Origin of the sequence: Streptomyces venetus (assembly GCF_039540295.1) — a bacterium.
GTDB classification, from domain to species: domain Bacteria; phylum Actinomycetota; class Actinomycetes; order Streptomycetales; family Streptomycetaceae; genus Streptomyces; species Streptomyces venetus.
The window spans coordinates 543,718-566,712 of sequence record NZ_BAABET010000002.1 but is presented as its reverse complement, the minus strand read 5'-3'; the positions used below and the strand labels follow the sequence as shown (position 1 = coordinate 566,712).

Annotated in this window: 24 protein-coding genes and 1 pseudogene; 10 read left to right on the top strand and 15 right to left on the bottom strand. The window is 71.5% G+C overall.

Annotated features, from left to right (window positions below):
- Positions 1–60 precede the first annotated feature (60 nt).
- On the top strand, positions 61–1,338 hold the full coding sequence (locus tag ABEA82_RS07480) for a thymidine phosphorylase (RefSeq protein WP_345660995.1): 1,278 nt from the start codon (positions 61–63) through the stop codon (positions 1,336–1,338).
- A gap of 111 nt (positions 1,339–1,449) precedes the next feature.
- Here the strand turns inward: ABEA82_RS07480 and ABEA82_RS07475 are convergent, their stop codons facing one another.
- A complete protein-coding gene (locus ABEA82_RS07475) occupies positions 1,450–2,370 on the bottom strand; it encodes an AEC family transporter (RefSeq protein ID WP_345660585.1) in 921 nt (306 codons plus the stop codon).
- A 140-nt stretch (positions 2,371–2,510) separates the two neighbouring features.
- Here ABEA82_RS07475 and ABEA82_RS07470 point away from each other — a divergent pair, with 140 nt between their 5' ends.
- Positions 2,511–2,897, top strand: coding sequence for an STAS domain-containing protein (locus ABEA82_RS07470; protein ID WP_345660584.1), 387 nt, complete (start codon positions 2,511–2,513; stop codon positions 2,895–2,897).
- Here ABEA82_RS07470 and ABEA82_RS07465 read toward each other — a convergent pair.
- Together ABEA82_RS07465 and ABEA82_RS07460 are read right to left on the bottom strand one after the other, a co-directional pair.
- A complete protein-coding gene (locus ABEA82_RS07465) occupies positions 2,781–3,800 on the bottom strand; it encodes a sigma-70 family RNA polymerase sigma factor (RefSeq protein ID WP_345660583.1) in 1,020 nt (339 codons plus the stop codon). The genes ABEA82_RS07470 and ABEA82_RS07465 overlap by 117 nt on opposite strands.
- Before the next feature lie 225 nt (positions 3,801–4,025).
- Positions 4,026–5,297 (bottom strand): MFS transporter, encoded by a 1,272-nt coding sequence (locus tag ABEA82_RS07460; protein WP_345660582.1) that lies wholly within the window; start codon positions 5,295–5,297, stop codon positions 4,026–4,028.
- Between the two features lie 63 nt (positions 5,298–5,360).
- On the opposite strand from ABEA82_RS07460, the gene ABEA82_RS07455 reads away from it, so the two are divergent.
- Positions 5,361–6,311: a LysR family transcriptional regulator gene (locus tag ABEA82_RS07455; RefSeq protein WP_345660581.1), complete on the top strand. Its 951-nt coding sequence runs from the start codon at positions 5,361–5,363 to the stop codon at positions 6,309–6,311.
- A gap of 98 nt (positions 6,312–6,409) precedes the next feature.
- Here the strand turns inward: ABEA82_RS07455 and ABEA82_RS07450 are convergent, their stop codons facing one another.
- The gene (locus ABEA82_RS07450) at positions 6,410–7,168 is read right to left on the bottom strand and encodes an alpha/beta hydrolase (RefSeq protein ID WP_345660580.1); all 759 of its coding nucleotides are present in this window, start codon (positions 7,166–7,168) and stop codon (positions 6,410–6,412) included.
- 123 nt (positions 7,169–7,291) lie between these two features.
- Here ABEA82_RS07450 and ABEA82_RS07445 point away from each other — a divergent pair, with 123 nt between their 5' ends.
- Complete coding sequence (locus ABEA82_RS07445; protein ID WP_345660579.1) at positions 7,292–8,482, top strand: adenosine deaminase; 1,191 nt, start codon at positions 7,292–7,294, stop codon at positions 8,480–8,482.
- Positions 8,483–8,624: 142 nt separating this feature from the next.
- Positions 8,625–9,023, top strand: a complete 399-nt coding sequence (locus tag ABEA82_RS07440; protein ID WP_345660578.1) for a hypothetical protein — start codon at positions 8,625–8,627, stop codon at positions 9,021–9,023.
- Positions 9,024–9,115: 92 nt separating this feature from the next.
- On the opposite strand, the gene ABEA82_RS07435 is transcribed toward ABEA82_RS07440, so the two are convergent.
- The 5 genes from ABEA82_RS07435 to afsQ1 all read right to left on the bottom strand — a co-directional run bounded on the left by ABEA82_RS07435 (position 9,116) and on the right by afsQ1 (position 13,032).
- Complete coding sequence (locus ABEA82_RS07435) at positions 9,116–9,328, bottom strand: PspC domain-containing protein (RefSeq protein ID WP_345660577.1); 213 nt, start codon at positions 9,326–9,328, stop codon at positions 9,116–9,118.
- A gap of 62 nt (positions 9,329–9,390) precedes the next feature.
- Positions 9,391–9,975 carry a VanZ family protein gene (locus ABEA82_RS07430; RefSeq protein ID WP_345660576.1) on the bottom strand — a complete coding sequence of 195 codons (585 nt, stop codon included), beginning with the start codon at positions 9,973–9,975 and terminating at the stop codon, positions 9,391–9,393.
- Between the two features lie 95 nt (positions 9,976–10,070).
- A complete protein-coding gene (locus tag ABEA82_RS07425; protein WP_345660575.1) occupies positions 10,071–10,736 on the bottom strand; it encodes a hypothetical protein in 666 nt (221 codons plus the stop codon).
- 17 nt (positions 10,737–10,753) lie between these two features.
- Positions 10,754–12,358, bottom strand: coding sequence for an ATP-binding protein (locus ABEA82_RS07420; protein WP_345660574.1), 1,605 nt, complete (start codon positions 12,356–12,358; stop codon positions 10,754–10,756).
- A complete protein-coding gene (gene afsQ1, locus ABEA82_RS07415; RefSeq protein ID WP_150482700.1) occupies positions 12,355–13,032 on the bottom strand; it encodes a two-component system response regulator AfsQ1 in 678 nt (225 codons plus the stop codon). The genes ABEA82_RS07420 and afsQ1 overlap by 4 nt, the downstream gene beginning before the upstream one ends.
- A 237-nt stretch (positions 13,033–13,269) precedes the next feature.
- Between afsQ1 and ABEA82_RS07410 the strand changes: the two genes are divergently transcribed.
- Positions 13,270–14,013 (top strand): SigE family RNA polymerase sigma factor, encoded by a 744-nt coding sequence (locus ABEA82_RS07410; RefSeq protein ID WP_345660573.1) that lies wholly within the window; start codon positions 13,270–13,272, stop codon positions 14,011–14,013.
- 182 nt (positions 14,014–14,195) lie between these two features.
- Here the strand turns inward: ABEA82_RS07410 and ABEA82_RS07405 are convergent, their stop codons facing one another.
- Positions 14,196–14,900 carry a uridine kinase family protein gene (locus tag ABEA82_RS07405; protein ID WP_425588491.1) on the bottom strand — a complete coding sequence of 235 codons (705 nt, stop codon included), beginning with the start codon at positions 14,898–14,900 and terminating at the stop codon, positions 14,196–14,198.
- 56 nt (positions 14,901–14,956) lie between these two features.
- Between ABEA82_RS07405 and ABEA82_RS07400 the strand changes: the two genes are divergently transcribed.
- Positions 14,957–15,352, top strand: coding sequence for a hypothetical protein (locus ABEA82_RS07400; RefSeq protein ID WP_345660571.1), 396 nt, complete (start codon positions 14,957–14,959; stop codon positions 15,350–15,352).
- A gap of 1 nt (position 15,353) precedes the next feature.
- Here the strand turns inward: ABEA82_RS07400 and ABEA82_RS07395 are convergent, their stop codons facing one another.
- Positions 15,354–16,892, bottom strand: coding sequence for an MDR family MFS transporter (locus ABEA82_RS07395; RefSeq protein WP_345660570.1), 1,539 nt, complete (start codon positions 16,890–16,892; stop codon positions 15,354–15,356).
- Positions 16,889–17,484, bottom strand: a pseudogene (locus tag ABEA82_RS07390) (NADPH-dependent FMN reductase). Before ABEA82_RS07390 ends, ABEA82_RS07395 begins: the two are co-directional and overlap by 4 nt.
- A 117-nt stretch (positions 17,485–17,601) precedes the next feature.
- Here ABEA82_RS07390 and ABEA82_RS07385 point away from each other — a divergent pair.
- Positions 17,602–18,345 carry a TetR/AcrR family transcriptional regulator gene (locus ABEA82_RS07385; RefSeq protein ID WP_345660569.1) on the top strand — a complete coding sequence of 248 codons (744 nt, stop codon included), beginning with the start codon at positions 17,602–17,604 and terminating at the stop codon, positions 18,343–18,345.
- An 86-nt stretch (positions 18,346–18,431) separates the two neighbouring features.
- On the opposite strand, the gene ABEA82_RS07380 is transcribed toward ABEA82_RS07385, so the two are convergent.
- The 3 genes from ABEA82_RS07380 to deoC are packed head-to-tail and all read right to left on the bottom strand — an operon-like array spanning position 18,432 to position 21,732.
- The gene (locus tag ABEA82_RS07380; protein WP_345660568.1) at positions 18,432–19,319 is read right to left on the bottom strand and encodes an aldehyde dehydrogenase family protein; all 888 of its coding nucleotides are present in this window, start codon (positions 19,317–19,319) and stop codon (positions 18,432–18,434) included.
- Positions 19,312–20,748 (bottom strand): aldehyde dehydrogenase family protein, encoded by a 1,437-nt coding sequence (locus ABEA82_RS07375; RefSeq protein WP_345660567.1) that lies wholly within the window; start codon positions 20,746–20,748, stop codon positions 19,312–19,314. Before ABEA82_RS07375 ends, ABEA82_RS07380 begins: the two co-directional genes overlap by 8 nt.
- 21 nt (positions 20,749–20,769) lie before the next feature.
- On the bottom strand, positions 20,770–21,732 hold the full coding sequence (gene deoC, locus ABEA82_RS07370; RefSeq protein ID WP_345660566.1) for a deoxyribose-phosphate aldolase: 963 nt from the start codon (positions 21,730–21,732) through the stop codon (positions 20,770–20,772).
- A gap of 125 nt (positions 21,733–21,857) precedes the next feature.
- On the opposite strand from deoC, the gene ABEA82_RS07365 reads away from it, so the two are divergent.
- Together ABEA82_RS07365 and ABEA82_RS07360 are read left to right on the top strand one after the other, a co-directional pair.
- Positions 21,858–22,553: a PH domain-containing protein gene (locus tag ABEA82_RS07365; RefSeq protein ID WP_345660565.1), complete on the top strand. Its 696-nt coding sequence runs from the start codon at positions 21,858–21,860 to the stop codon at positions 22,551–22,553.
- Between the two features lie 57 nt (positions 22,554–22,610).
- Positions 22,611–22,970: a DUF6204 family protein gene (locus tag ABEA82_RS07360; protein WP_345660564.1), complete on the top strand. Its 360-nt coding sequence runs from the start codon at positions 22,611–22,613 to the stop codon at positions 22,968–22,970.
- The last annotated feature ends 25 nt before the right edge of the window (positions 22,971–22,995 follow it).

Here is a 22,995-nt window from a genome sequence, read left to right as displayed (position 1 = left end):
AGTTGGAAAGGAGGGGCCGTACGGCTTCTGGAACCCTCGGAAGGAAGCCCAAGCATGGCCATGGACGCCATCTCCGTCATCCGCACCAAGCGGGATCGCGGCGAGCTCAGCGACGAGCAGATCGACTGGGTCATCGACGCGTACACCCGCGGGGAGGTGGCCGACGAGCAGATGTCCGCGCTCGCGATGGCCATCCTGCTCAACGGCATGAACCGCCGTGAGATCGCCCGCTGGACGGCCGCGATGATCGCCTCCGGCGAGCGCATGGAGTTCTCGTCCCTGTCCCGCCCGACGGCCGACAAGCACTCCACGGGCGGCGTCGGCGACAAGATCACGCTCCCGCTGGCCCCCCTGGTCGCCGCCTGCGGCGCCGCCGTCCCGCAGCTGTCGGGCCGCGGCCTCGGCCACACCGGCGGCACGCTCGACAAGCTGGAGTCGATCCCCGGCTGGCGCGCGCTGCTCTCGAACGAGGAGATGCTGTCGGTGCTGGACGACACCGGCGCGGTAATCTGCGCGGCGGGCGACGGCCTCGCCCCCGCGGACAAGAAGCTCTACGCACTCCGCGACGTCACGGGCACGGTCGAGGCGATCCCGCTGATCGCCTCCTCGATCATGTCGAAGAAGATCGCGGAGGGTACGGGCTCCCTGGTCCTGGACGTGAAGGTGGGCACGGGCGCCTTCATGAAGACCATCGAGGACGCCCGCGAACTGGCGTCCACCATGGTCGGCCTCGGCACCGACCACGGCGTGAAGACGGTCGCGCTCCTCACGGACATGTCGACCCCGCTCGGCCTCACCGCGGGCAACGCACTGGAGGTCCGCGAGTCCGTGGAGGTCCTGGCGGGCGGCGGCCCCGCGGACGTCGTCGAGCTGACGATCGCCCTGGCCCGCGAAATGCTCGACGCGGCCGGAGTGAAGGACGCCGATCCGGCGAAGGCCCTGGCCGACGGCTCGGCGATGGACGTCTGGCGCCGCATGATCAAGGCCCAGGGCGGCGACCCGGACGCGGTCCTGCCGGTGGCGCGCGAGCAGCACGTGATCAAGGCCCCGTCATCGGGCGTCCTCACCCGCCTCGACGCCTACGACATCGGCGTCGCCGCCTGGCGCCTCGGCGCGGGCCGCGCCCGCAAGGAGGACCCGGTCCAGGCGGGCGCGGGCGTCGAGATGCATGCCAAGCCGGGCGACACGGTGACCGAGGGCCAGCCCCTCCTCACCCTCCACACGGACACCCCGGACCGCTTCGACTACGCCCTCCAGGCAGTCGAGGGCTCCTACGGCATCGCCGCCCCGGGCACGGACTTCACGGCGTCCCCGGTGGTGCTGGAACGCATCGCCTGAGCTGCGGTTTCCTCGTACGGGTGAACGGGACTGGTGGACCGCCACCGGTCCCGTTCGGCATGCTGGGACCGGTGACGCGTGACTACACTCGCGAGTTCGCCGAGAACTGAGTCACCCCAACAACGCCGCCACCACCACAAGCACCGGCACCGCCAGCACCGTCGACAACAGAATCGCCTCCCTCGCCAGGACCTCGCCCACCCGGTAGCTGCTGGCGTACGTGAACAGGTTCTGCGCCGCGGGGAGTGCCGACGTCACCACCACGTCGAGCAGCAACGCCCCGTGCAGGCCGAAGACGCCCGCCGCCAGGACCCAGGCGACCAGGGGCTGGAACACGGACTTCAGGGCCACGGCGAGGAGCACCGGGGCCCGTTCCGCGCCGCGCAGCGGGAGCGTGCTGCCGCGCAGGGAGATGCCGAAGGCCAGCAGGACCGCCGGGACCGACATGTTGCCGATCAGGGTCAGCGGGTCCATCAAGGGACCCGGCAGCGTGAGGCCCGACGCCGACACCGCCACGCCCGCCAGGGAGCCCAGCGCTATCGGATTGCGCAGCGGTGTGAGCAGACGCTGCCACAGCGGGCGCTTGTCCCCGCCCTGCGCCAGGTCCAGGACCGTCAGCGCCACCGGCGTCACCCCGACCAGCTGGAACAGCAGCACCGGCGCGACCAGCGACGCGTCGCCCAGCACGTACACGGCGATCGGGATGCCGAGGTTCCCCGAGTTGACGTAGCTGGAGCACAGGGCGCCGATCGTCGTCCGGCCCACGCCCCACCCGCGCACGGCACCCACCGCCACGAAGACACCCGCCGCCGCTGCCGTGCTCATCGCCGTGACCAGCAGCCGGTTGGAGAAGATCACCGACAGGTCGGCCTGGGCGAGCGTCGTGAAGAGCAACGCGGGGGACGCCACGTGGAACGCCAGCTTGGTCAGGACCTCGCGGCCCCCGTCGCCCAGATACCCCCGGCACCCGATCAGATAGCCGACCCCGATGACGACCGCGATGACCGCGAACCCGCTCAGCACCCCCTGCACGACGCCCCCTCACCGGCGAGGAACGCATCGGTCAGTACGGGAGGAGGAGCAGGTGCATGGAGCATGCAGCTAACACTCGGGGGAAGATCGTCCTCCGGTCAATGTGATCCTTTCGAGCACCGACAGTACGGACGGTCGCGATGAGTTACCGCCGAACGCGCGGTCTACCGATCGTGGACGCCATGACACCGCCCGTGCTCGTACTGCCCGGCCCCGCCACCCGGGACGAGGTGAGAGGGCTCAGCGACGAGGTGCGGGCACTGCTGCACGGCAGCCCTGCCCGGGTCGTGGTGTGCGATGTCGGCGACCTGGGTCCGCCGGGCCTCGCCACCGTCGACCTGCTGGCCCGGCTCCAGCTGGCCGCCCGCCGGGCCGGGGGCCGGATACGGCTGCGCGGCCCCGACCCGGCCCTACGCGCCCTCCTCGACCTGGTCGGTCTCCGCTTCGAGGTGGAGGGGCAGGCCGAAGAGCGGGAACCAGCGCTTGGTGTCGAGGAAGCAGTGGAACCCGGTGATCCGGCCGTCTGAGATCTCCAGCACCTGGACCGCCCACGGCGTGAAGCCGCCGCCCCCCTCCGGGTCCGGCTTGTACTGGGCGAACCCGGGCAGGCCGTTGACCTGGACCGGCACCAGACGGGACCCCGCGCAGGGCGCGCCGAGCGTGGTCATGAAGCCGGTGATGTCCCGTACGCCGGTCAGCCACAGGTCGAACGGCGGCATCGTCATGACCGCGTCCTCGTGCAGCAGGGCCGTCAGCGCCGTCATGTCATAGCCCTCGAAGGCCGCCACATAGCGGTCCAGCAGCTTCTGCTGGTCCTCGTCCAGCGGATCGGAGACGGCCGCGGTGGCGCCCGGCTCCTGCTGCTCGGCCAGGGTGGCGCGGGCCCGCTGCAGGGCGCTGTTGACCGACGCCACCGAGGTGTCCAGCAGCTCGGCGACCTCGGCGGCCTTCCAGGCCAGCACCTCGCGCAGGATCAGCACGGCCCGCTGCTTGGCAGGCAGCCGCTGGAGCGCGGCCATGAAGGCGAGCCGCACCGACTCCTTGGCGACCGCCGCCTCCGCCGGGTCGTCGGTCGTGGGCAGCACACGGGCGTCCGGCACGGGCTCCAGCCAGGTGTTGTCCGGCCGGGGGGACAGGGCCGCCTGGGCGAGCGGGGTGGACTCGGTCAGGTCCATCGGCCTGGCACGCTTGTTGCCGGCGGTCAGCATGTCCAGGCACACGTTGGTCGCGATGCGGTACAGCCAGGAGCGGAGGCTGGAGCGGCCCTCGAACCTGTCGTAGCTGCGCCAGGCGCGGATCATCGTGTCCTGCACCGCGTCCTCGGCCTCGAAGGAGGAACCGAGCATCCGGTAGCAGTAGCCGGTCAGCTCGGTGCGGTGTGCCTCCAGTCTGGCGTCCAGGTCCGTCGGTGTCGCCGTGCCGTTCGTCATCGTCCACCCACCCCTGTGGAATGTCTGTCACGCGCCATCGCGCCCAGTACTCCGGAAGCTACCGCAGCCCACTGACAACGGCCCCCCGAGCGCAGGAAAGCGCAGCTCGAAGCGGCAACGGGTGGTCGACGACGTTCCCCCCTGGTCGGTCTCGACCAGGGGGGAACGTCGTCTCGGCTTCGGGCTCAGGCGGCCTCGGTCAGGCAGCTTGGTCAGGCGGCTTGGTCAGGCGGCCGTGGTCAGCCGCCGCTGCACGCGTGCCGCCCGCGTGCCGAAGACCGTGATCGTCACGACTCCGAGGACGGCCAGCAGGCCGACCCCGACCGTCCCGGCCCAGCCGCCCGAGTGGAAGGCGATCGCGCCGACCGTGCTGCCCGCGCTGGAGCCGATGTAGTACGCGGACTGGTACAGGGCCGAGGCCTGCGCGCGGCCGTGCGCGGCCGTCTTGCTGACCGCCGAGGAGGCCACCGCGTGACCCGCGAAGAAGCCGCCGGTGATGAGCACCAGCCCCAGCAGGACCAGCGGCAGTGAGCCGGCCAGGGAGACCAGCAGACCCGCCGCCGTCGTACCCCCCGCCGCGTACAGGGCGCCCCGGCGGCCCATCCGGCCGACCAGGCGGCCCGCCGTCGACGCCGACACCGTGCCCACGAGGTACACCAGGAAGATCGAGCCGATGATGCCCTGGGGCAGCGAGAACGGGGCCTCGGTGAGGCGGTAGCCGATGACCGTGTACACGCCGCCGAACACCGTCATGAACAGCGCGCCGATCGCGTACAGCCGGCACAGCAGCGGGTTGGACAGATGGTCACGGACCGTACGGGCCAGCACCCGCGGGCGCAGCGAACCCGCCTTGAAGTTCGCCGGTGCCGGGAGCAGCGCCCGGAAGGCCACCGCGCAGGCCACGGCGATCGCGCCGATCACACCGACGGCGACCCGCCAGCCCCACTCCTGCGCGACCCAGCCGGTGATGACCCGGCCGCTCATCCCGCCGACGCTGTTGCCCGCGACGAACAGGCCGATCGCGGTGACCAGCGCCTTGGGGGTGACCTCCTCCGCGAGGTACGCGGTCGCCGACGCCGGCAGTCCGGCCAGGGCAGCACCCTGGAGCGCCCGCAGCGCGACCAGGACACCCAGTGACGGGGCGAAGGGCACCAGCAGTCCGAGGGTCACCGCCACGGCCAGCGAGGCCGTCATGACGGTACGACGTCCGAAGCGCTCGGACAGGGCGCTCATCGGCAGGACGAACAGCGCCAGACCGCCCGTCGCGGCGGCCACGGTCCAGCTCGCGTCGCTCGCCGCCACTCCGAAGTCTCCGGAGATCAGCGGGAGCAGCGCCTGCGTGGAGTACAGCAGCGCGAAGGTCGCGACACCCGCGAGGAAGAGGGCGAAGCTCATCCGGCGGTAGCCGGGCCCGCCCGGGCGCATACGTGAGTCGACAGCAGGGACAGAGGCATCGGCGCCCACGATGGTGGACGCCCCGGTACTGGCGGGAGACATGCTTCGAAATTACGTACGCCCCCACTGATCCGTCCAATGCATGGAACCGCCATAATCGATCCCATGGCGCATCAATCCAGCTCAGCGGCTCGGCTGTCACCATCCAGTGACACAGAAGACATGGTGATGTTGCTGGCGCCACGCCTCGCGTACTTCGCCGGCGTCGCCCGTACCGAGCACGTCACCCGGGCCGCCCAGGAGATGAACGTCCCCCAGTCGACCCTGTCCCGGTCCATGGCCCGTCTGGAGCAGGACCTCGGCGTCGACCTGTTCGCCCGGCACGGCCGCACCGTGTCCCTCACCCCGGCCGGGCGGACCTTCCTCGCCTCCGTCGAGCGGGCCCTGGCCGAGGTCGAGCGGGCCGCCGAGGAGGTACGGGCCGATGCCGACCCCGCGACCGGCAAGGTCGCCTTCGGCTTCCTGCACACCATGGGCGCCGAGACCGTCCCCGGCCTGCTCCAGGCCTTCCGCGCCGACCACCCCCGCGTCCGCTTCAGCCTCGTCCAGAACTACGGCGAGGCCATGCTCGAACGCCTCCGCGCCGGCGAACTCGACCTCTGTCTGACGTCCCCGGTCCCCGACGCCCCCGACCTGGTCGCCCGCCGCCTCGACGAGCAGAAGCTCCGCCTGGTCGTGCCCGCCGACCACCCCCTGGCCACCCGCCGCCGCGTCCGCCTGGCGGAAGCGGCCGACGAAACCTTCGTCACCCTGGAACCCGGCTACGGCATGCGCCGCATCACCGACGACCTGTGCCAGGAGGCGGGCTTCAAGCCCCGCATCGCCTTCGAGGGCGAAGAGGCGGAAACCCTGAGGGGCCTGGTGGCGGCGGGCCTGGGAGTCGCCCTCCTGCCCCCGCCGGCGGTCCCTCGCCCGGGAGTGGTGGAACTGACGGTGACGGCCCCGAGGGCGGTCCGCGAAATCGGCGTGGCCTGGCTGGAAGGCCGCCCGGACACACCGCCGGTGGCAGCTTTCAAAAGGTTCCTGCTCTCGAGGAGAGGCAGTCTGCTGCCCTAGTCGGGGGCGCGGGACCGTATCGATCTGCGGCTCGGCCGCGCGGGCGCGTGAACCATCCACAACCCGCGCCCCGAAACCCACAGGACCCTCGAACGGCACTACCGCCGCGAAGGGCTGAACCCCACAGCCAACGGCATCCGCAACCCGAGCGGCGGCGGCGCCGCGAACGCGTCCCGCACCGGCCGGGACACGGCCCTCCCGAACAAGGCCCCCATCACGAAGTCCTCGGCCAGCGCCAGCACTTCGTCCCGGTACTGGCTCAACCCGTGCCCGTCCGCGTGGACTTCGAACCGGCACACCTCCCGGTTCGCCTTCTTCGCCCGAGCCGCCAGCCGGAACGACAACTCCGGATCCGTCCGCCCGTCGTTCGTGCCGTGCACGATCAGCACCTGCCTGCCCACCAACTGCTTCACCGGTTCGGGTGATGCCGCCACGTCCTCCTCCGGCAGCCAAGGGGCGAGCGCCAGCACGGAGTTGACGGCCTCGTGCCCACCGGCGCGCAGCCCGGCCCGGCCGCCCATACCGATGCCGGCGAGGCAGACGGGGACGTCTCCGTAGCGCCGTACGACCTCGTCGGCCGCCCAGGCCGCGTCGCGCGCGAGGTTGGCCTCGCTGCCGTTCCAGCCGCGGCAGCGGTAGTGCACCACATGCGTGACGAGGCCCTCGCCGCGGCCCGCACGGGCCAGGCGGCGCCCCAGACCGCGTACGGAGGCGGTGGCCAGCAAGGGGGACGGTCTGCGGCCGGAGATCTCGTCACCGCCGGGGAGCAGCAGCACCGCGCCGCTCACCGCCGTCGGTTCCGGACCGAACGTCCTGCCCAGCCGGGCCCTGCGAACCGGCGTCGCTTGGTGTGCCATGACAGAACAGTGTCAGAAGCGCGGGTGTAGTCGACCCGTCCGCGGGGTCACCGTTACGTATCGACGGAAACGTAAAGGCGCCGAGAACGCGCCATCTACGCGCGTAGGCGTTAGAGTGCGGAAATGACGAGCCAGACCATCGCGAACACCCCGACACCGGACCAGATCCGCCGGGCGCCCAAGGTTCTGCTGCACGACCACCTCGACGGCGGCCTGCGCCCCGGCACCATCGTCGAACTCGCCCGTGACACCGTCCCCCACAGCCCGAAAGGCGTGGGAGGTGCCCCCATCTCCCAGCTCCCCGAGACCGACCCGGAGAAGCTCGGCATCTGGTTCCGGGAGGCCGCCGACTCCGGTTCCCTGGAGCGGTACTTGGAGACGTTCTCCCACACCGTCGCCGTCATGCAGACCCGCGACGCCCTGGTGCGGGTCGCCGCCGAGTGCGCCGAGGACCTCGCCGAGGACGGCGTCGTCTATGCCGAGGTGCGCTACGCACCCGAGCAGCACCTGGAAGGCGGCCTGAGCCTCGAAGAGGTCGTCGAGGCCGTCAACGAGGGCTTCCGGGAAGGGGAGCGGCGCGCGAAGGAGAACGGGCACCGCATCCGCGTCGGCGCCCTGCTCACCGCCATGCGGCACGCGGCCCGCGCGCTGGAGATCGCCGAACTCGCCAACCGCTACCGCGACCTGGGGGTCGTCGGCTTCGACATCGCGGGCGCCGAGGCCGGCTACCCGCCCACCCGGCACCTGGACGCCTTCGAGTACCTCAAGCGCGAGAACAACCACTTCACCATCCACGCGGGCGAGGCCTTCGGACTGCCGTCCATCTGGCAGGCCCTCCAGTGGTGTGGCGCCGACCGGCTGGGTCACGGCGTGCGGATCATCGACGACATCCAGGTCCACGAGGACGGCCGGGTCGAACTCGGGCGGCTCGCCTCGTACGTCCGGGACAAGCGCATCCCGCTGGAGCTGTGCCCCAGCTCCAACCTCCAGACCGGGGCGGCGTCCTCGTACGCGGAGCACCCCATCGGGCTGCTGCGCCGGCTGCATTTCCGTGCCACCGTCAATACGGACAACCGTCTCATGTCTCACACCAGCATGAGCAGGGAATTCGAGCACCTTGTCGACGCATTCGGTTACACGCTCGACGACATGCAGTGGTTCTCAGTCAATGCGATGAAATCAGCGTTCATTCCTTTCGATGAACGACTGGCCATGATCAGTGACGTGATCAAGCCGGGATATGCCGAGCTGAAATCCGAATGGCTGTTCCGGCAGACCGCTTCCACCAGCGGTTCTGTCGAATCGGCGGGCTGACCCGGGGGTAATCGGCGCACGAGGAATGCGGACGGCTTTCACAAGCCGTCCGCATTTCGATGTTTGCGGCGGACGGCGTCGCGTGTCTACGGTCACTGGACCGCTCACACACCCCGTCATTCCATTGCGAGGACGCGTTTTCATGAAGCAGTCTGCTGCCAGGTCCCTCGGCGTCGCCGCTCTCGGTGTCGCCTTCGCCGCCGCCGGTGCGGGTGCCGCCAACGCCGCCCCGGCCGTCCCGGACACCGCCCAGACGCTGGAGACCGCCACCAAGGCGCTCCCGGCGGAGCAGCTCTCCAAGACGCTCCCGGGCTCGGGTGAGACGCTGGGGCAGGGGCAGACCCTGGCCGGTACCGGTCTCGCCGCCGCCCAGCCGGCCGCCAAGGGCGCGCTCGCCCAGGGCCCGACCGGCCCGGCCGGCAAGCTGCTCGGCGGCCTGCCGACGAAGGGTCTTCCCACCAAGGGGCTTCCCACCAAGGGCCTGCCCACCAAGGGGCTCCCGACGAAGGGCCTGCCCACCAAGGGCCTGCCGGTCATCTGACCTTCCCACCAGGCGGACACACGCCGATGGGGCGCACCCCTGGACACAGGGTGCGCCCCATCGTTGTTTTCGGCGGCCGGTCGGGCGGCCGGTCACCAGGCCGTCTGTGCCTTGTTCTGCACCTTGTCCTCCGAGGGCAGCACGATCCCCAGCGCGATGTACAGCAGGAACTGCGGGCCGGGCAGCAGACACGAGACCAGGAAGATCACCCGCATCGTCGTGACGGAGGTGCCGAAGCGCTGTGCCAGCGCGGCGCACACTCCGCCGATCATGCGACCGTGGGTGGGGCGGGCGAGGCGGGACATGTGCGACTCCTTCGTGAGCGTCGGTGTGAGGCCTCGTCTCCGAGTACCCCATGCACTCCACGTTACGGAGACGAAGGGGGCAAAGCGTCGCTCCACGGGGCGATCCCGACCCTGGGAATCGTCGGGGTCCGACCCTGAGCCGGCTCCTCCGGGGGGAGGGGCGCACGGGCCAGGCGGGCGCGGGTGCGGCGGCGCAGCCAGGAGCGGCCGGCCGGGACGAGCGCGAGGTGCGCGAGGGCCACGCCCGCGGTGTTCAGGAACAGCGAGTCGATGTCGACGACCTGTCCGGGCACACCGGTCTGGAGCAGTTCGATGCCCAGCGACAACAGGGCGCCGGCGGTGACGGTGTTCAGCAGGGACGCCAGCGGCGAGACGATCAGCCTGCCGCTCGCCATGGGCAGCAGCACACCCAGCGGGGCGAGCAGGGCCAGCCCCCCGCCGATCCGCCGGGCCGCCTCGGGCCAGCCCAGGGCGAGATCGGCCCGCAGGCCGTCGAGCGGCCGCAGATTGGCCGGCATCACCCAGGGCACGTCCAACGGTCGCAGCGAGAACCAGGCGACGAACGCGAGATGTGCGACGAGGAGGACACCTCCTGTCACACGGATGCGGAACGCGGCGCTGCCGCCGATGGAGCCTTGACGCTGCACGCCCCCCTAGACGCGACCTCCGGCAGGATCGGTTCCGGGATGGCCCCCGGTACACCGGTGAGGCATGCGCCACAGCCCGCCCGGAGCCGGCCTCCTCACTCGCCGGCCGCGTCCCGGGACGGCGGTTCCGTGCTGCCCGGACGAGCCCGCACCTCGTCGGTGCACTCGTAGCGGCGCGGGGACTCGGCGCCGGGGCCGCCCAGGACCACGGACCCGTCGCCCTCGGCGGCCGCCGAGTCGGAGAACGTGCAGACGATCTGGGCGAGAGCGTACGAGGTGAGGCTGTCCGGGGCCGTGCTGAGCCGCAGCGTGTCCTCCGGGTCGCCGGCCCGGGGCCTGCCGACCGTGATGCCGCCGCGCACGTCCGTGCTGTAGCCGGCCTCCTTCTCGGCGGGCGAGGGTGGCGTGGCGAGCTGGTCCAGCAGGCCCTGCGCCACCAGGATGCGCCGCTCGGAGTCGGCGGCGCCGTCCGGGACCCGCACCGTCCGGTCGACGGTCACGAGCGAGGACCCGCACAGCAGGAACACCTGCACCGGCAGCCCCCGGGCGGCCTGCGCCGCCACGTCCGGCTCGGCGAGCGAGCACTGCACCCGCGAGGGCGCGGGGCCGAAGTTCGTCGGCACCTCCGTGGCCCGGATACCGCACCCGGCGAGCAGCACGGCGAGCGCGGGAACGGCGGCCAGCCGGCCCAGCGCCACGAGCGGCCCCCGCCGCGCGCCGGCGCCCCCGGAAGGCGCGGTCGACGATCGGCGTGTGCTCATCAGGCTCATCAGCCTCATCAGGCGTCCCCCTTCGAGTCCTCGCCCCTGGGCCGGTCGGCGTCCTCCCCGGGCTTCTGCTCGCCCTCGGCGGGCTCTTCCCCGGGTTCGGACGAGTCGCGCGGGAGCCGCAGGGTGAACACCGCACCCGAGTCGGGCGAGTTGGCCGCGGTGATCTCGCCGCCGTGGATGTGGGCGTTCTCCAGAGCGATGGACAGGCCCAGGCCGCTGCCCTCGGAGCGCGGCCGGGAGGCGCTGGCCTTGTAGAACCGGTCGAAGACGTGCGGCAGGACATCCTCGGGGATGCCGGGCCCGTGGTCCTGCACCTCGATGACCAGCGAGTCGTCGTCCGCACGGACGGACACCCGCACCGGGGAGCCGCCGTGCTTGAGCGCGTTGCCGATGAGGTTGGCCAGGATGACGTCCAGCCGACGCGGATCCAGCCGGGCGTGCAGGCCCCGCTCGGCGTCCAGCTCGACCGCGTCCAGCCAGGCACGGGCGTCGATGCACGCGGTGATCTGGTCGGCGATGTCGACGTCGTCCAGGACGAGCCGGGCGGTCCCCGCGTCGAAGCGGGTGACCTCCATCAGGTTCTCGACGAGGTCGTTCAGGCGCCGCGTCTCGCTGACCACCAGCCGTACGGCGGGCTCGATCATCGGGTCCATGCTCCCGGTCTCCGCCTCCAGCTCCTCCTCCAGCACCTCCGTCACGGCGGTGATCGCGGTGAGCGGTGTCCGCAGCTCATGGCTCATGTCCGCCACGAACCGCCGCGACGCCTCGTCCCGCGCGGCCATGTCGGCGACCCGCTTCTCCAGCGCCTCGGCCGCGCTGTTGAACGTCACGGACAGATCGGCGAGTTCGTCGGTACCGGACACCCTGAGCCGGGTGTCCAGCTTCCCCTCGCCGAGCCGCCGCGCGGCCGTCCCGAGCCGCTGCACCGGCTTCAGCACGGTCGTCGCCGCGGCCTGCGCGAGCAGCGCCGAGCCGATCAGCGCGAGCCCCGTGGCGATCCCCAGCGACCAGGCCAGCGAGTTCAGGTCCTTGGCCTCCGGCTCCAGCGACTTCAGCATGTAGCCGGTGGGACCGCCGCCGATCACCCGCGTCCCGGCCACCAGGTACGGAGTGTCGTGGTCGACTATGCGCTGCCAGTACAGGTGGTACGGGTGCTTGTTGTTCGCGTCGACCTTCTGCGTCCTGTTCACCGCCGTGCGCAGCGAGGCCGGAACGTCCCGCAGCGAGAAGCCGTTCAGCCCCCCGGAGCTGCCGTAGACGGTCCTGCCGTCGGCGTCGGTGGCGACCAGCAGCACGCTGAAGCGCTGGTCGCTGCCCGCCATCTGGCCCGCGGTGTGCTGCAACTCGTCCTGCGTCGGTCGCTCGGGCAGCGCACCCGCCCGGTTCTGCATCTCCTGCTCGAAGTCGCGCAGCACCGCGTCCTGGGCGCGCGTCAGCACGGCCTCACGGTTGAGCCAGTACGCGATACCGGACGCGGACACGGCGGCCGTCAGCGCCACCAGGCCGAACACGACGACCAACCGCAGCCGCAGGCTCGTGAAACGCAGCCGCGACCAGACTCCCTTGCGCGCCGCGGTCCAGCCGCGGCCTCCCCCCTGATGCCCCCGTGTCACTGAGGCGGGTCCAGCCGGTAGCCGACACCACGCACGGTACGGATCAGCGTCGGCGAGGACGGCACGTCCTCGACCTTGGCGCGCAGCCGCTGGACACAGGCGTCCACGAGCCGCGAGTCGCCCAGGTAGTCGTGCTCCCACACCAGCCGCAGCAGCTGCTGCCGGGACAGCGCCTGCCCCGGCCGCCGGCTCAGCTCCAGCAGCAGCCGCAGCTCGGTCGGCGTGAGCTGGAGGTCCTCGCCGTTCTTCGTCACCGTCATCGCCGAGCGGTCGATGACGAGACTGCCGAACGACGCCGCGTCGTTGGACTCCCGCTCGCCGCGCCGCAGCACGGCCCGGATCCGGGCGTCCAGCACCCGCCCCTGCACCGGTTTGACGACATAGTCGTCGGCGCCGGACTCCAGCCCGACCACCACGTCGATGTCATCGTTGCGCGCGGTCAGCAGGATGATCGGCAACTGGTCCGTGCGCCGGATGCGCCGGCACACCTCGAACCCGTCGATGCCGGGCAGCATCACGTCCAGCACGATCAGATCCGGCCGCTGCTCACGGAGCAGCTTCAGACCGTCCTCACCACTGGCAGCGGTCGCCACGCGGTGACCCTGGCGCGTCAGAGAAAGCTCCAGGGCCGTCCGGATGGCGTCGTCGTCCTCGATCAGCAACAGGGAAGGCACGGGCTCATTCTGGCCCATGGAGGGGGCGGGGTTCGACCTGTGGGCCGAGATCACGGCCGCGCCTGCCGCCGACGCCTGTGAACGAACCGTGGCCACACGGTGGCCGACCCCTGTGACAGGTCTGTGACAGTCGACGGACACGGCGATGAAAGTGCCGAGGCAAGCTTTTCGACACAAGCAAGGAAGCCCGCCCGACCGGCGGGCCGCACACCGGAAGTCCACGACGGGGGGCGCGAGATGAACACGCTGCACGGCACCACCACCAGCGCAGTGATCACGCGTCTGCACGACGTGAACCGGGGTTCGGAGAAGTCCGGTGCCGTGAGCGGGCGGGGGTGCGCTCGCGGCACCGGGCGTCAGCACACCGGTTACATGACGGTGGTTGACGCTCGCACGGGGGAGAGCAAGGCTCACGGGGGAGCCGCGTACAGGGAGGAATCGGGGGAGCGCTGCTCGCTGTCGGAGGCGGAGTTCACCGCCTACGTCCAGGAGCGCCGCGCCTCCCTGTACGCCACCGCCTACCACCTCACCGGCGACCGCTTCGAGGCCGAGGACCTGCTGCAGAGCGCGCTGTTCTCGACCTACCGGGCGTGGGACCGGATCAGTGACAAGGCGGCGGTCGGCGGATACCTGCGCCGCACCATGACGAACCTGCACATCAGCGCCTGGCGGCGCCGCAAGCTCAACGAGTACCCGACCGAGGAACTGCCGGAGACGCCCGGCGACACGGACGCGATGCGCGGCACCGAGCTGCGCGCGGTCCTGTGGCAGGCGCTCGCCCGGCTCCCCGAACTCCAGCGCACCATGCTGGTCCTGCGCTACTACGAGGGCCGCACGGACCCGGAGATCGCGGACATCCTCGACATCAGTGTCGGCACGGTGAAGTCCAGCATCTGGCGGTCGCTCCGCCGGCTGCGCGAGGACGAGGTCCTCAGCTTCGGCCGTGACGAGGAGGACGCCTTCGGCGAGCTCGTCGCCTGAAGGCTGGGGGGGGAGCACCACAAAGGGTCACGGGGGAACGGGGCCCGACGGGGGGAACCGCGCGGACGCTGGGGGGCGTCCGCGCGGGAGAGCGGGGGGACACGGGGGAGCGGGACTGGAGGGCCGGGGGGTCCGTCCAGTCCCGCTTCATTTTCGTGCCCGCTTCTCTGCGCCCTCGTCGCCTAGGCGGCTGTACGCAGGCTCGCGCACCGGCCCGCCGCCGCGGCCGCCAGCCGGCCCATCGCCTCGTCCCGGTCGCAGGCGTACGCGCCCAGCGCGGTCTGGTGGGCGACGATCGAGCGCTCCTGACGCATCAGGCGCCAGCCGCGGCGCAACAGGAACGGCACCGACTTGCGGCCCTCCTTGAGGTCCCGCAGGAAACGGCGGCGGAACGTCTTCACGGGGCCGCGGCTCAGGCACAGCGCGTCGGCGAGGACGCCGAGCTCCTGGCAGCGCGTGATGATCTCCGCCGCGAAGACGCCCTCCGCGATGAACAGCGGGGTCCGGCCGATGTCGACCGTCTCCTCGCCGGTGCGGGCGCTCAGCGCGAGGTCGTAGACGGGGGCGTCCGTACGGCCGGTGCGGCACAGCCGGGCGATCGCGGCGACGGCGGTGTCCGCGTCCCACGAGTGCGGATGGTCCCAGTCGATGTCGGAACTCCCCGCCACCAGAGGCAGTGTCGGGTCGTCGCCCTCCTTGTAGAAGTCGTCGAGCCGCAGCACCGGGAGGCCGGAGCGGGCCGCGAGGAGGGACTTGCCGGAGCCGGAGGGGCCGCAGAGCAGCACGACTCGCGTCGATATGGGCAGTGGGGAACTCACGGGACACCAGTGTGAGGCATCCGGCGGGCACCGTACGACCCCGAAGGTCGCCTTTGATGCGCGCGTCACATCTCAACTACCCTGTGCTCCGACTCGATTACCCAGTGCGTCTGAAGGTGGCAGTGATGGCCCGACACGTCTCTCCCAAGAAGCCGACCGCCCGGCGCGTCCTGGCCGTCCTCGCCACCGCGGGCGTGGCGCTGGGGGCCGGCACGGCGTCGGCCGCGGCGGGGACCGACTCGGTCCTGAAGACCGTCGGCACCTCGCTCGGCAAGACCGACCCCGAGTCCGGCCTGCGGACCACGACCGACACCGTCGACCACGTCACCGCCCCCGCCACCGGCCTCAAGCCCAACCCCCTCGCCGGCACGGGAGTCGACCCGCTGGACAACGGTGTCGGCACGAAGGTCGCCGACTTCAAGCCGGTGGAGTCCAGGGAGGTGACGGACCCGGTGGCCCAGGCGCCGACGGTCGGGGACACCCTGGCGCCGGGCCAGGTCACCAGGCGGATCTCCGGGTAGTTCACCGGCCCCGCAGCGGGACCTCCCGGACCAGCCAGGACACCGCGAACGCCACCGCGCACAGCGCGGCCGTGCCGAGCGCGACCCCGTGCAGACCGTTCACCACGCCCGCCCGGAAGGCCTGCTGGACCGGATCCGGCAGGTCCCGCAGCAGTTCGGGCGTGAGTTCCCGGCCGGTCAGCCGTGCGCCGTCGGCGCCCAGCCGGTCCGTGACGCCGTCCGTGAGCCGGCCGGTGTAGACCGAGCCGAGGACGGCGACCCCGAGCGAGCCGCCGATGGTGCGCAGCAGCGTCTGGGTGCCACTGGCCGCCCCCATGTCGCGCGGTTCCGCACTGTTCATCGTGATGAGCATCGTCGGCTGCATCAGGCAGCCGATGCCCACGCCGAGCACCAGCGTCAGGCCGGAAGCCACCGGCGCCGGCGTGGCCGTGGTCAGCGTCAGCAGGGCCAGCGCCCCGGCCGCGGCCAGCGCGCCGCCCGCGATCGGATAGCAGCGGTAGCGGCCCCCGGCACCGACCCGCCGGCCGATCGCCAACTGGGCGCCCATCATGCCCAGCATCAGCGGGAGCAGCAGCAGACCGCTCCCGGTGGACGACATGCCCCGGACGAACTGCAGGTACTGCGGCAGATAGCTCGCCGCCGCCAGCATGGCCGCACCCGTGACGAAGCTGATGACCTGCGCCACCGAGAAGTTGCGGTCGCGGAACAGCCGGGGCGGGATCACCGGCTCCGGGGCGCGCCGCTCGACCCGGACGAAGGCGGCCAGCGCGCCGGCGCAGACCAGGGCGAGCCCGATGATCTGCGGTGACGACCAGGCGTACGTCGTCCCCGCCCAGCTCCCCAGCAGCGTCAGGGCGAGGATCGCGCAGGTCAGCAGCCCGGCTCCGGCGAAGTCGATCCTGGCCACGGCACGGGGGTCGCGCAACCGCACCCCGAAGCCGATGAGGGCGAGTGCCAAGGCGCCGACCGGGACGTTGACGTAGAAGACCCAGCGCCAGTCCAGCCGGTCCGTCAGGAAGCCCCCGACCAGGGGGCCGCCGATCATCGCGGCCGGCAGCAGCACCCCGATCAGGGACTGCGCACGCCCGGCCTCCGCCGGTGTGAGCAGGGTGCCGATGAGGGCGAGCGCGCCGACGAACAGCCCGCCCGCACCGATCCCCTGGAGGGCCCGGAAAGCGATCAACTGCCCCATGTCCTGGGCGAGTCCGCACAGCACGGAGCCGACGAGGAAGACGGTGATGGAGGTGAGGTAGGTGCGCTTGTGGCCGTACAGGTCGCCGAGCTTGCCCCAGATGGGCGTGGTGACGGCGGTGGTGAGCAGGTAGCCCGTGATCACCCAGGACAGGTGGTCGAGGCCGCCCAGCTCGCCGACGATGGTGGGCAGCGCCGTGCCGACGACGGTTCCGTCGAGCGTGGCGAGCACGATGCCGAGCAGCAGGCCGAGGACGACGATGCGGGAGGGCGGGGCGTCCGGGAGGGCCGGCTGCGCCGTGCCCGCGGACGCGGCCGGGGCGTCACCGCCGCGGGACTCGGCGGTCATGCGACGTAGGCGCGGACGGTCTTGGCGTCCCGCAGAGCGTGGCCCCACCAGGCGAGCTGGTCGAGCAGGGCCTTCGCCGCCGTGTCGGCGGCGGGGTCCGTGCAGGTGCCGTCCGCGTCGAAGCAGCTCCAGGCGTTGTGGAAGCTGACGGTGTTGCGGATGGTCGTGGCGTTCACCTCGGCCATGACGACCCGCAGCTGTTCCACCGCGCGCAGACCGCCGGACAGGCCTCCGTACGAGACGAAGCCGACCGGCTTGCCGTGCCACTGCTCGCCGTGCCAGTCGATCGCGTTCTTCAGGGACGCCGGGAAGCTGTGGTTGTACTCGGGCGTGACGAGGACGAAGGCGTCGGCCGCCGAGAGTCGCGGTGAAATGAGGGCGAGCTGCTGCTGCGTGCCGGGCGGTAGCTGCCCGCCGAATGCCGGGAGCACCGTCGGGAGGGGTGTCTCGACGAGGTCGACGACATCGGCACGCAGATCGTCGCGCTGGTCGAGGTGGCCGGTCAGCCACTTCGTCACGACGGGTGCGAAGCGTCCCTCCCGGTCGAGCCGACGAGGACCGCGACGCGGAGCGGTTCGGTGGTGGCGGGCATGGGTCTCCCCCTGGATGTGTACGGCGTATCTCTATGCGTACAACGTACACACAGATGTGTACGCCGTCTACTGGCCATACGCTGTACACGACATTGCAGGACGGGAGAGGAGAGGCCGTGGCGGTCGGGAAGAAGCCGGGCGAGGAGAGCGGGGCCGAGGCGCCCTCGCTCTGGGAACGCATGGAGCGGCCCGCCCCGACGCCCCGCACCTCTCTGACACTGGACCGGATCGCGGCCGCCGCGGTCGAGATCGCCGACGAGGAGGGCGGCGCCGCCGTCACCATGCGCCGCCTCGCGACCAAGCTCGGCGTCGCGCCGATGGCCGCCTACCGGCACGTGGGCGGCAAGGACGACCTCTGGGCCCTCATGATCGACCGGGTCTCGCGGGACCTGGCCGTACCGGAAGGCACGACGGACTGGCGGGAGGTGCTGCGCTCCTACGCCCTCCAGACCCGGGAGCTGATGCTCGCCCACCCGTGGATGGCGGCCATGCCCACCCCGGTGATCATGCTGACGCCGTCGCGGATGGCCGTGGCGGAACGGCAGTTGGCCGCGCTCACCGTCTGCGGCCTGGACGCCGACTCGGTGATGGCCGCCTTCCGGGCCGTCACCTCCTTCGTGCACGGCTCGGCCCAGACCGAGATCGCCATGCGCGACTACCAGGAACGCAACGGCTGGACCAGCGGCGACGAGACGCGGCAGGCCCTCGCCCCGCAGATGCGCTACCTGGTGAGCACGGGCCGCTATCCCACCTTCGAGCAGTACGCCCTCAACGCGTCCCGCAAGGACGACCGGGCCTGGGAGTTCGAGTTCGGTCTCGACTGCGTGCTGGACGGGATCGCGCAGCGGCTCGGCATCTGACGGGCAGCGCCCGCGCACGGGAGAAGCCCCGGCCCTCCTGGACGGAGGAGGACCGGGGCTTCCGCATCGAGAGGGCGGGGGCGGGGCTAGTACGAGGAACCCGACGCGCCCAGTGACCCCGTGGGGTGCCAGACCGTTTTCGTCTCCAGGAACGCCGTCATGCGGTCGATGCCGGGAGTCTCCGCGTAATCCACAGGCTGTGGACGCAGGACGCGCTTGAGGTTGTCGGCCGCGGCGATCTCCAGCTCCTTCGCCAGTTCCTCGTCGGCGCCCGCGAGGTCGATCGCGTTGACGTCCTGGTGGGCGGCGAGCGGCGTCGCGATCTCCGCCGTGCGGCCCGAGAGGACGTTGACCACGCCGCCCGGGACGTCCGAGGTGGCCAGCACCTCGGCCAGGGACAGCGCGGGCAGCGGGGACTTCTCGCTCGCCACCACGACCGCCGTGTTGCCGGTCGCGATCACCGGGGCCAGCACCGACACCAGGCCCAGGAACGACGACTCCTGGGGGGCCACGACAGCCACGACGCCCGTCGGCTCGGGGGAGGAGAGGTTGAAGTACGGGCCCGCGACCGGGTTGCCGCCGCCGACCACCTGGGCGATCTTGTCCGTCCAGCCCGCGTACCAGACCCACCGGTCGACGGCCGCGTCCACGACCGCCGCCGCCTTGGACTTCGACAGGCCCTCGGCGTCGGCCACCTCACGCGTGAACTGGTCGCGGCGGCCCTCCAGCATCTCGGCGACGCGGTAGAGGACCTGGCCGCGGTTGTACGCCGTCGCCCCGGACCAGGCGCCGAACGCCTTGCGGGCCGCGACCACCGCGTCTCGGGCGTCCTTGCGGGAGGAGAGCGGCGCGTTCGCCAGCCACTTGCCCTTCGAGTCGCTCACCTCGTACACCCGGCCGCTCTCGGAACGCGGGAACTTCCCGCCGACGTACAGCTTGTAGGTCTTGAACACCGACAGTCGTGCATCAGACATCGAGGTACGCCTCCAGGCCGTGGCGGCCGCCCTCGCGGCCGAAGCCCGACTCCTTGTACCCGCCGAACGGCGAGGTCGGGTCGAACTTGTTGAACGTGTTGGACCAGACGACACCCGCGCGGAGCTTGTTCGCGACCGCCAGGATGCGCGAGCCCTTCTCCGTCCAGATGCCGGCGGAGAGGCCGTACGGCGTGTTGTTCGCCTTGGCGACCGCCTCGTCCGGGGTGCGGAAGGTCAGGACCGACAGCACCGGGCCGAAGATCTCGTCGCGGGCGATCCGGTGCGCCTGGGTGACGTTCGTGAACAGCGTCGGGGCGAACCAGTAGCCGGCGGCGGGGAGCTCGCAGGCCGGGGACCAGCGCTCGGCGCCCTCCGCCTCGCCCTGCTCGACGAGCGAGGTGATACGGGCCAGCTGCTCCTCGGAGTTGATCGCGCCGATGTCCGTGTTCTTGTCCAGCGGGTCGCCGAGACGGAGCGTGGACAACCGCCGCTTCAGGGACTCCAAGAGCTCGTCCTGGATCGACTCCTGCACCAGCAGGCGGCTGCCGGCGCAGCAGACCTGGCCCTGGTTGAAGAAGATGCCGTTGACGATGCCCTCGACGGCCTGGTCGATCGGAGCGTCGTCGAAGACGATGTTGGCGCCCTTGCCGCCCAGTTCGAGCGTGAGCTTCTTGCGCGTACCGGCGACCGTACGGGCGATCTCCTTGCCGACGGCCGTGGAGCCGGTGAAGGCGACCTTGTTCACGTCCGGGTGGGCCACCAGCGCGGCGCCGGCGTCGCCGTAGCCGGGGATGATGTTGACGACGCCCTTCGGCAGGCCCGCCTGGCGGCAGATGTCCGCGAAGAACAGCGCCGAGAGCGGGGTGGTCTCGGCCGGCTTGAGGACGACCGTGTTGCCGGTGGCGAGCGCCGGGGCGATCTTCCACGCCAGCATCAGCAGCGGGAAGTTCCAGGGGATGACCTGGCCCGCGACGCCCAGCGGCTTCGGGTTCGCCCCGAATCCGGCGTGGTCGAGCTTGTCCGCCCAGCCCGCGTAGTAGAAGAAGTGCGCGGCGACCAGGGGGAGGTCGGCGTCCCTCGTCTCCTTGATCGGCTTGCCGTTGTCGAGGGTTTCGAGGACGGCCAGCTCGCGGGAGCGCTCCTGGATGATCCGCGCGATGCGGAACAGGTACTTGGCGCGCTCCGAGCCGGGCAGCGCCGACCACTTCTCGAAGGCCCTGCGCGCGGCCTTCACCGCACGGTCGACGTCCTCCGCACCGGCCTGCGCGATCTCGGAGAGGACCTCCTCGCTCGACGGGGAGACGGTCTTGAAGACCTTGCCGTCCGCCGCGTCCGCGAACTCACCGTCGATGAACAGGCCGTACGAGGGCGCGATGTCGACGACCGAGCGGGACTCGGGGGCCGGGGCGTATGCGAATACCGAGGGCATCTTTTCCACAGTCATGGGGGCTCAGTCCACCGTCACGTAGTCGGGACCGGAGTAGCGGCCGGTGGCCAGCTTCTGGCGCTGCATCAGCAGGTCGTTCAGCAGCGAGGAGGCGCCGAAGCGGAACCAGTGGTTGTCCAGCCAGTCCTCGCCGACGGTCTCGTTGACCAGGACGAGGAACTTGATGGCGTCCTTGGAGGTGCGGATGCCACCGGCCGGCTTCACGCCGACCTGGATGCCGGTCTGGGCGCGGAAGTCACGCACCGCCTCCAGCATGAGGAGCGTGTTCGCCGGGGTCGCGTTGACGGCGACCTTCCCGGTGGACGTCTTGATGAAGTCCGCACCCGCCAGCATGCCGAGCCAGCTCGCGCGGCGGATGTTGTCGTACGTCGACAGCTCGCCCGTCTCGAAGATGACCTTCAGGCGCGCGGACGTCCCGCAGGCCTCCTTCACGGCCGTGATCTCGTCGTACACCTTCAGGTACCGGCCCGCGAGGAACGCCCCGCGGTCGATGACCATGTCGATCTCGTCGGCACCCGCGGCGACGGCGTCGCGGACGTCGGCCAGCTTGACGTCGAGCGCGGCGCGGCCGGCCGGGAACGCCGTGGCGACGGAGGCGACCTTCACGGTGGAGCCGGCGACGGCCTCCTTGGCCGCGGCCACCATGTCGGGGTAGACGCAGACCGCCGCCGTGGCGGGCGTCGTACGGTCGGTCGGGTCGGGGTGGACCGCCTTCGCGCCGAGCGCCCGGACCTTGCCCGGGGTGTCCGCGCCTTCCAGCGTCGTCAGGTCGACCATCGAGATGGCGAGGTCGATGGCGTACGCCTTCGCGGTCGTCTTGATCGAACGGGTACCGAGGGAGGCCGCACGCCCCTCCAGTCCGACCGCGTCGACGCCGGGGAGCCCGTGAAGGAAGCGGCGCAGCGCGCTGTCGGACGCGGTGACGTCCTTGAGGGGGTGAGCTGCGGTGAGTGCAGTACTGGGCATGGTCACCAGACGAGCATATCTACGCGCGTAGCGGCTGTACAGCCCCCGGGCTTGCCCGGGCGGGAGCGGGGAGTGGAACCAGGGGGCCGGGGCCCGGGCCGGGACGGGTCCGGCAGAATCGAGGCATGACGAGCCCCGAGCCCCAGTCACCAGCGCCGCAGCCCGAGTCCAAGGACCGGGTGTACCGCTCGGCCCCGGCCATCGCCGGTGGTGTGCTGCTGCTCGCCCTCACCGCGTGGCTCGGCATCGACGCGGTGATCTCGGGCGAGGGCCGCACGCCCTGGCTGGCGCTCGCACTGATGCTGCTCATCGTGCCGCTGGTCGTCGCCTTCACCCTGCGGCCCGCCGTGTACGCCGGCGATGACCGGCTGCGCATACGCAACCCCTTCCGCGCCGTCACGCTGCCCTGGGGCCGGATCGCCTCACTGAAGTCCGCCTACTCGAACGAGGCCGTCACCGAGTCCGGCACCAAGTACCAGCTGTGGGCCGTCCCCGTCTCGCTGCGCGCCCGCAAGAAGGCCGCGCGGCGTGAGATGCGGGCCTCGGCGCAGGCGCGGCGAGCCATGGGGCGGGACGAGGGGCGGGGCAGTGCGCTCGGGATGGGGGTGGGGCTGGGGGCCGCGAGCGGCCACGGCCAGGTCTCCGACGGGCCCGCACGGGCGGAGACCGACCGCATCATGGACGAGCTGCGCGGGCTGCACGAGGCGCGGCGCGAGGCGGAGACGGCCCAGGGCGAGGTGACCGTCCGGTGGGCGTACGAGGTCGTGGCGCCTGCGGTTGCCGGGGCGGTGCTCGTTGTGGTTCTGCTGCTTGTGGGGTGACGGCAAGCAGGCGAAAAGGGGTGGAGTGGTGAGAGGGCCGCTGCCTACTGTCGCGGGATGAGTACTCGTACCTTCCGTGTCATCGTGCGCGGGGTTTTCGACGGACTGAGCGACGATCAGCGGGCCGAGCTGCTGGGCCGCGCCGCCGAGCACGACATCCTCCGCGCGGCCTTCACGCCCGAGGGGAACCTCACGTACGACCTCGCCGCCCGGCCCGCCTTCACCTTCCGCTTCCTGGACTCCGGGGAGGCCGAGGAGGACATCCTGGAGGCCACCGAACGGGCCGAGGAGGCCGCCCGGGCGTGGCTCGGTGAGCGCGGGTACGGCTACAAGAACCTTCGGTCGCAGGCCGAGGACCTCTCGCAGGCGCCGTTGGGGAAGCGGCAGCGGCGGGAGGCTGCCCGGAAGGGCGGGTGAGGCTGCGGGTATTCGGTGGTTCGGT

Bases quoted from the DNA above. Each gene is read 5' to 3' on its own strand.
- ABEA82_RS07445 (WP_345660579.1), top strand. From the start codon at position 7,292: ATGACGAGCCAGACCATCGCGAACACCCCGACACCGGACCAGATCCGC.
- ABEA82_RS07410 (WP_345660573.1), top strand. From the start codon at position 13,270: ATGAACACGCTGCACGGCACCACCACCAGCGCAGTGATCACGCGTCTG.
- ABEA82_RS07450 (WP_345660580.1), bottom strand. From the start codon at position 7,168: ATGGCACACCAAGCGACGCCGGTTCGCAGGGCCCGGCTGGGCAGGACG.
- ABEA82_RS07375 (WP_345660567.1), bottom strand. From the start codon at position 20,748: ATGCCCTCGGTATTCGCATACGCCCCGGCCCCCGAGTCCCGCTCGGTC.
- deoC (WP_345660566.1), bottom strand. From the start codon at position 21,732: ATGCCCAGTACTGCACTCACCGCAGCTCACCCCCTCAAGGACGTCACC.
- ABEA82_RS07365 (WP_345660565.1), top strand. From the start codon at position 21,858: ATGACGAGCCCCGAGCCCCAGTCACCAGCGCCGCAGCCCGAGTCCAAG.
- ABEA82_RS07455 (WP_345660581.1), top strand. From the start codon at position 5,361: ATGGCGCATCAATCCAGCTCAGCGGCTCGGCTGTCACCATCCAGTGAC.
- ABEA82_RS07480 (WP_345660995.1), top strand. From the start codon at position 61: ATGGACGCCATCTCCGTCATCCGCACCAAGCGGGATCGCGGCGAGCTC.
- ABEA82_RS07380 (WP_345660568.1), bottom strand. From the start codon at position 19,319: ATGTCTGATGCACGACTGTCGGTGTTCAAGACCTACAAGCTGTACGTC.
- ABEA82_RS07465 (WP_345660583.1), bottom strand. From the start codon at position 3,800: ATGACGAACGGCACGGCGACACCGACGGACCTGGACGCCAGACTGGAG.
- ABEA82_RS07470 (WP_345660584.1), top strand. From the start codon at position 2,511: ATGAGTTACCGCCGAACGCGCGGTCTACCGATCGTGGACGCCATGACA.
- ABEA82_RS07435 (WP_345660577.1), bottom strand. From the start codon at position 9,328: ATGTCCCGCCTCGCCCGCCCCACCCACGGTCGCATGATCGGCGGAGTG.
- ABEA82_RS07400 (WP_345660571.1), top strand. From the start codon at position 14,957: ATGGCCCGACACGTCTCTCCCAAGAAGCCGACCGCCCGGCGCGTCCTG.
- ABEA82_RS07440 (WP_345660578.1), top strand. From the start codon at position 8,625: ATGAAGCAGTCTGCTGCCAGGTCCCTCGGCGTCGCCGCTCTCGGTGTC.
- ABEA82_RS07360 (WP_345660564.1), top strand. From the start codon at position 22,611: ATGAGTACTCGTACCTTCCGTGTCATCGTGCGCGGGGTTTTCGACGGA.
- ABEA82_RS07395 (WP_345660570.1), bottom strand. From the start codon at position 16,892: ATGACCGCCGAGTCCCGCGGCGGTGACGCCCCGGCCGCGTCCGCGGGC.
- ABEA82_RS07460 (WP_345660582.1), bottom strand. From the start codon at position 5,297: ATGTCTCCCGCCAGTACCGGGGCGTCCACCATCGTGGGCGCCGATGCC.
- ABEA82_RS07425 (WP_345660575.1), bottom strand. From the start codon at position 10,736: ATGAGCACACGCCGATCGTCGACCGCGCCTTCCGGGGGCGCCGGCGCG.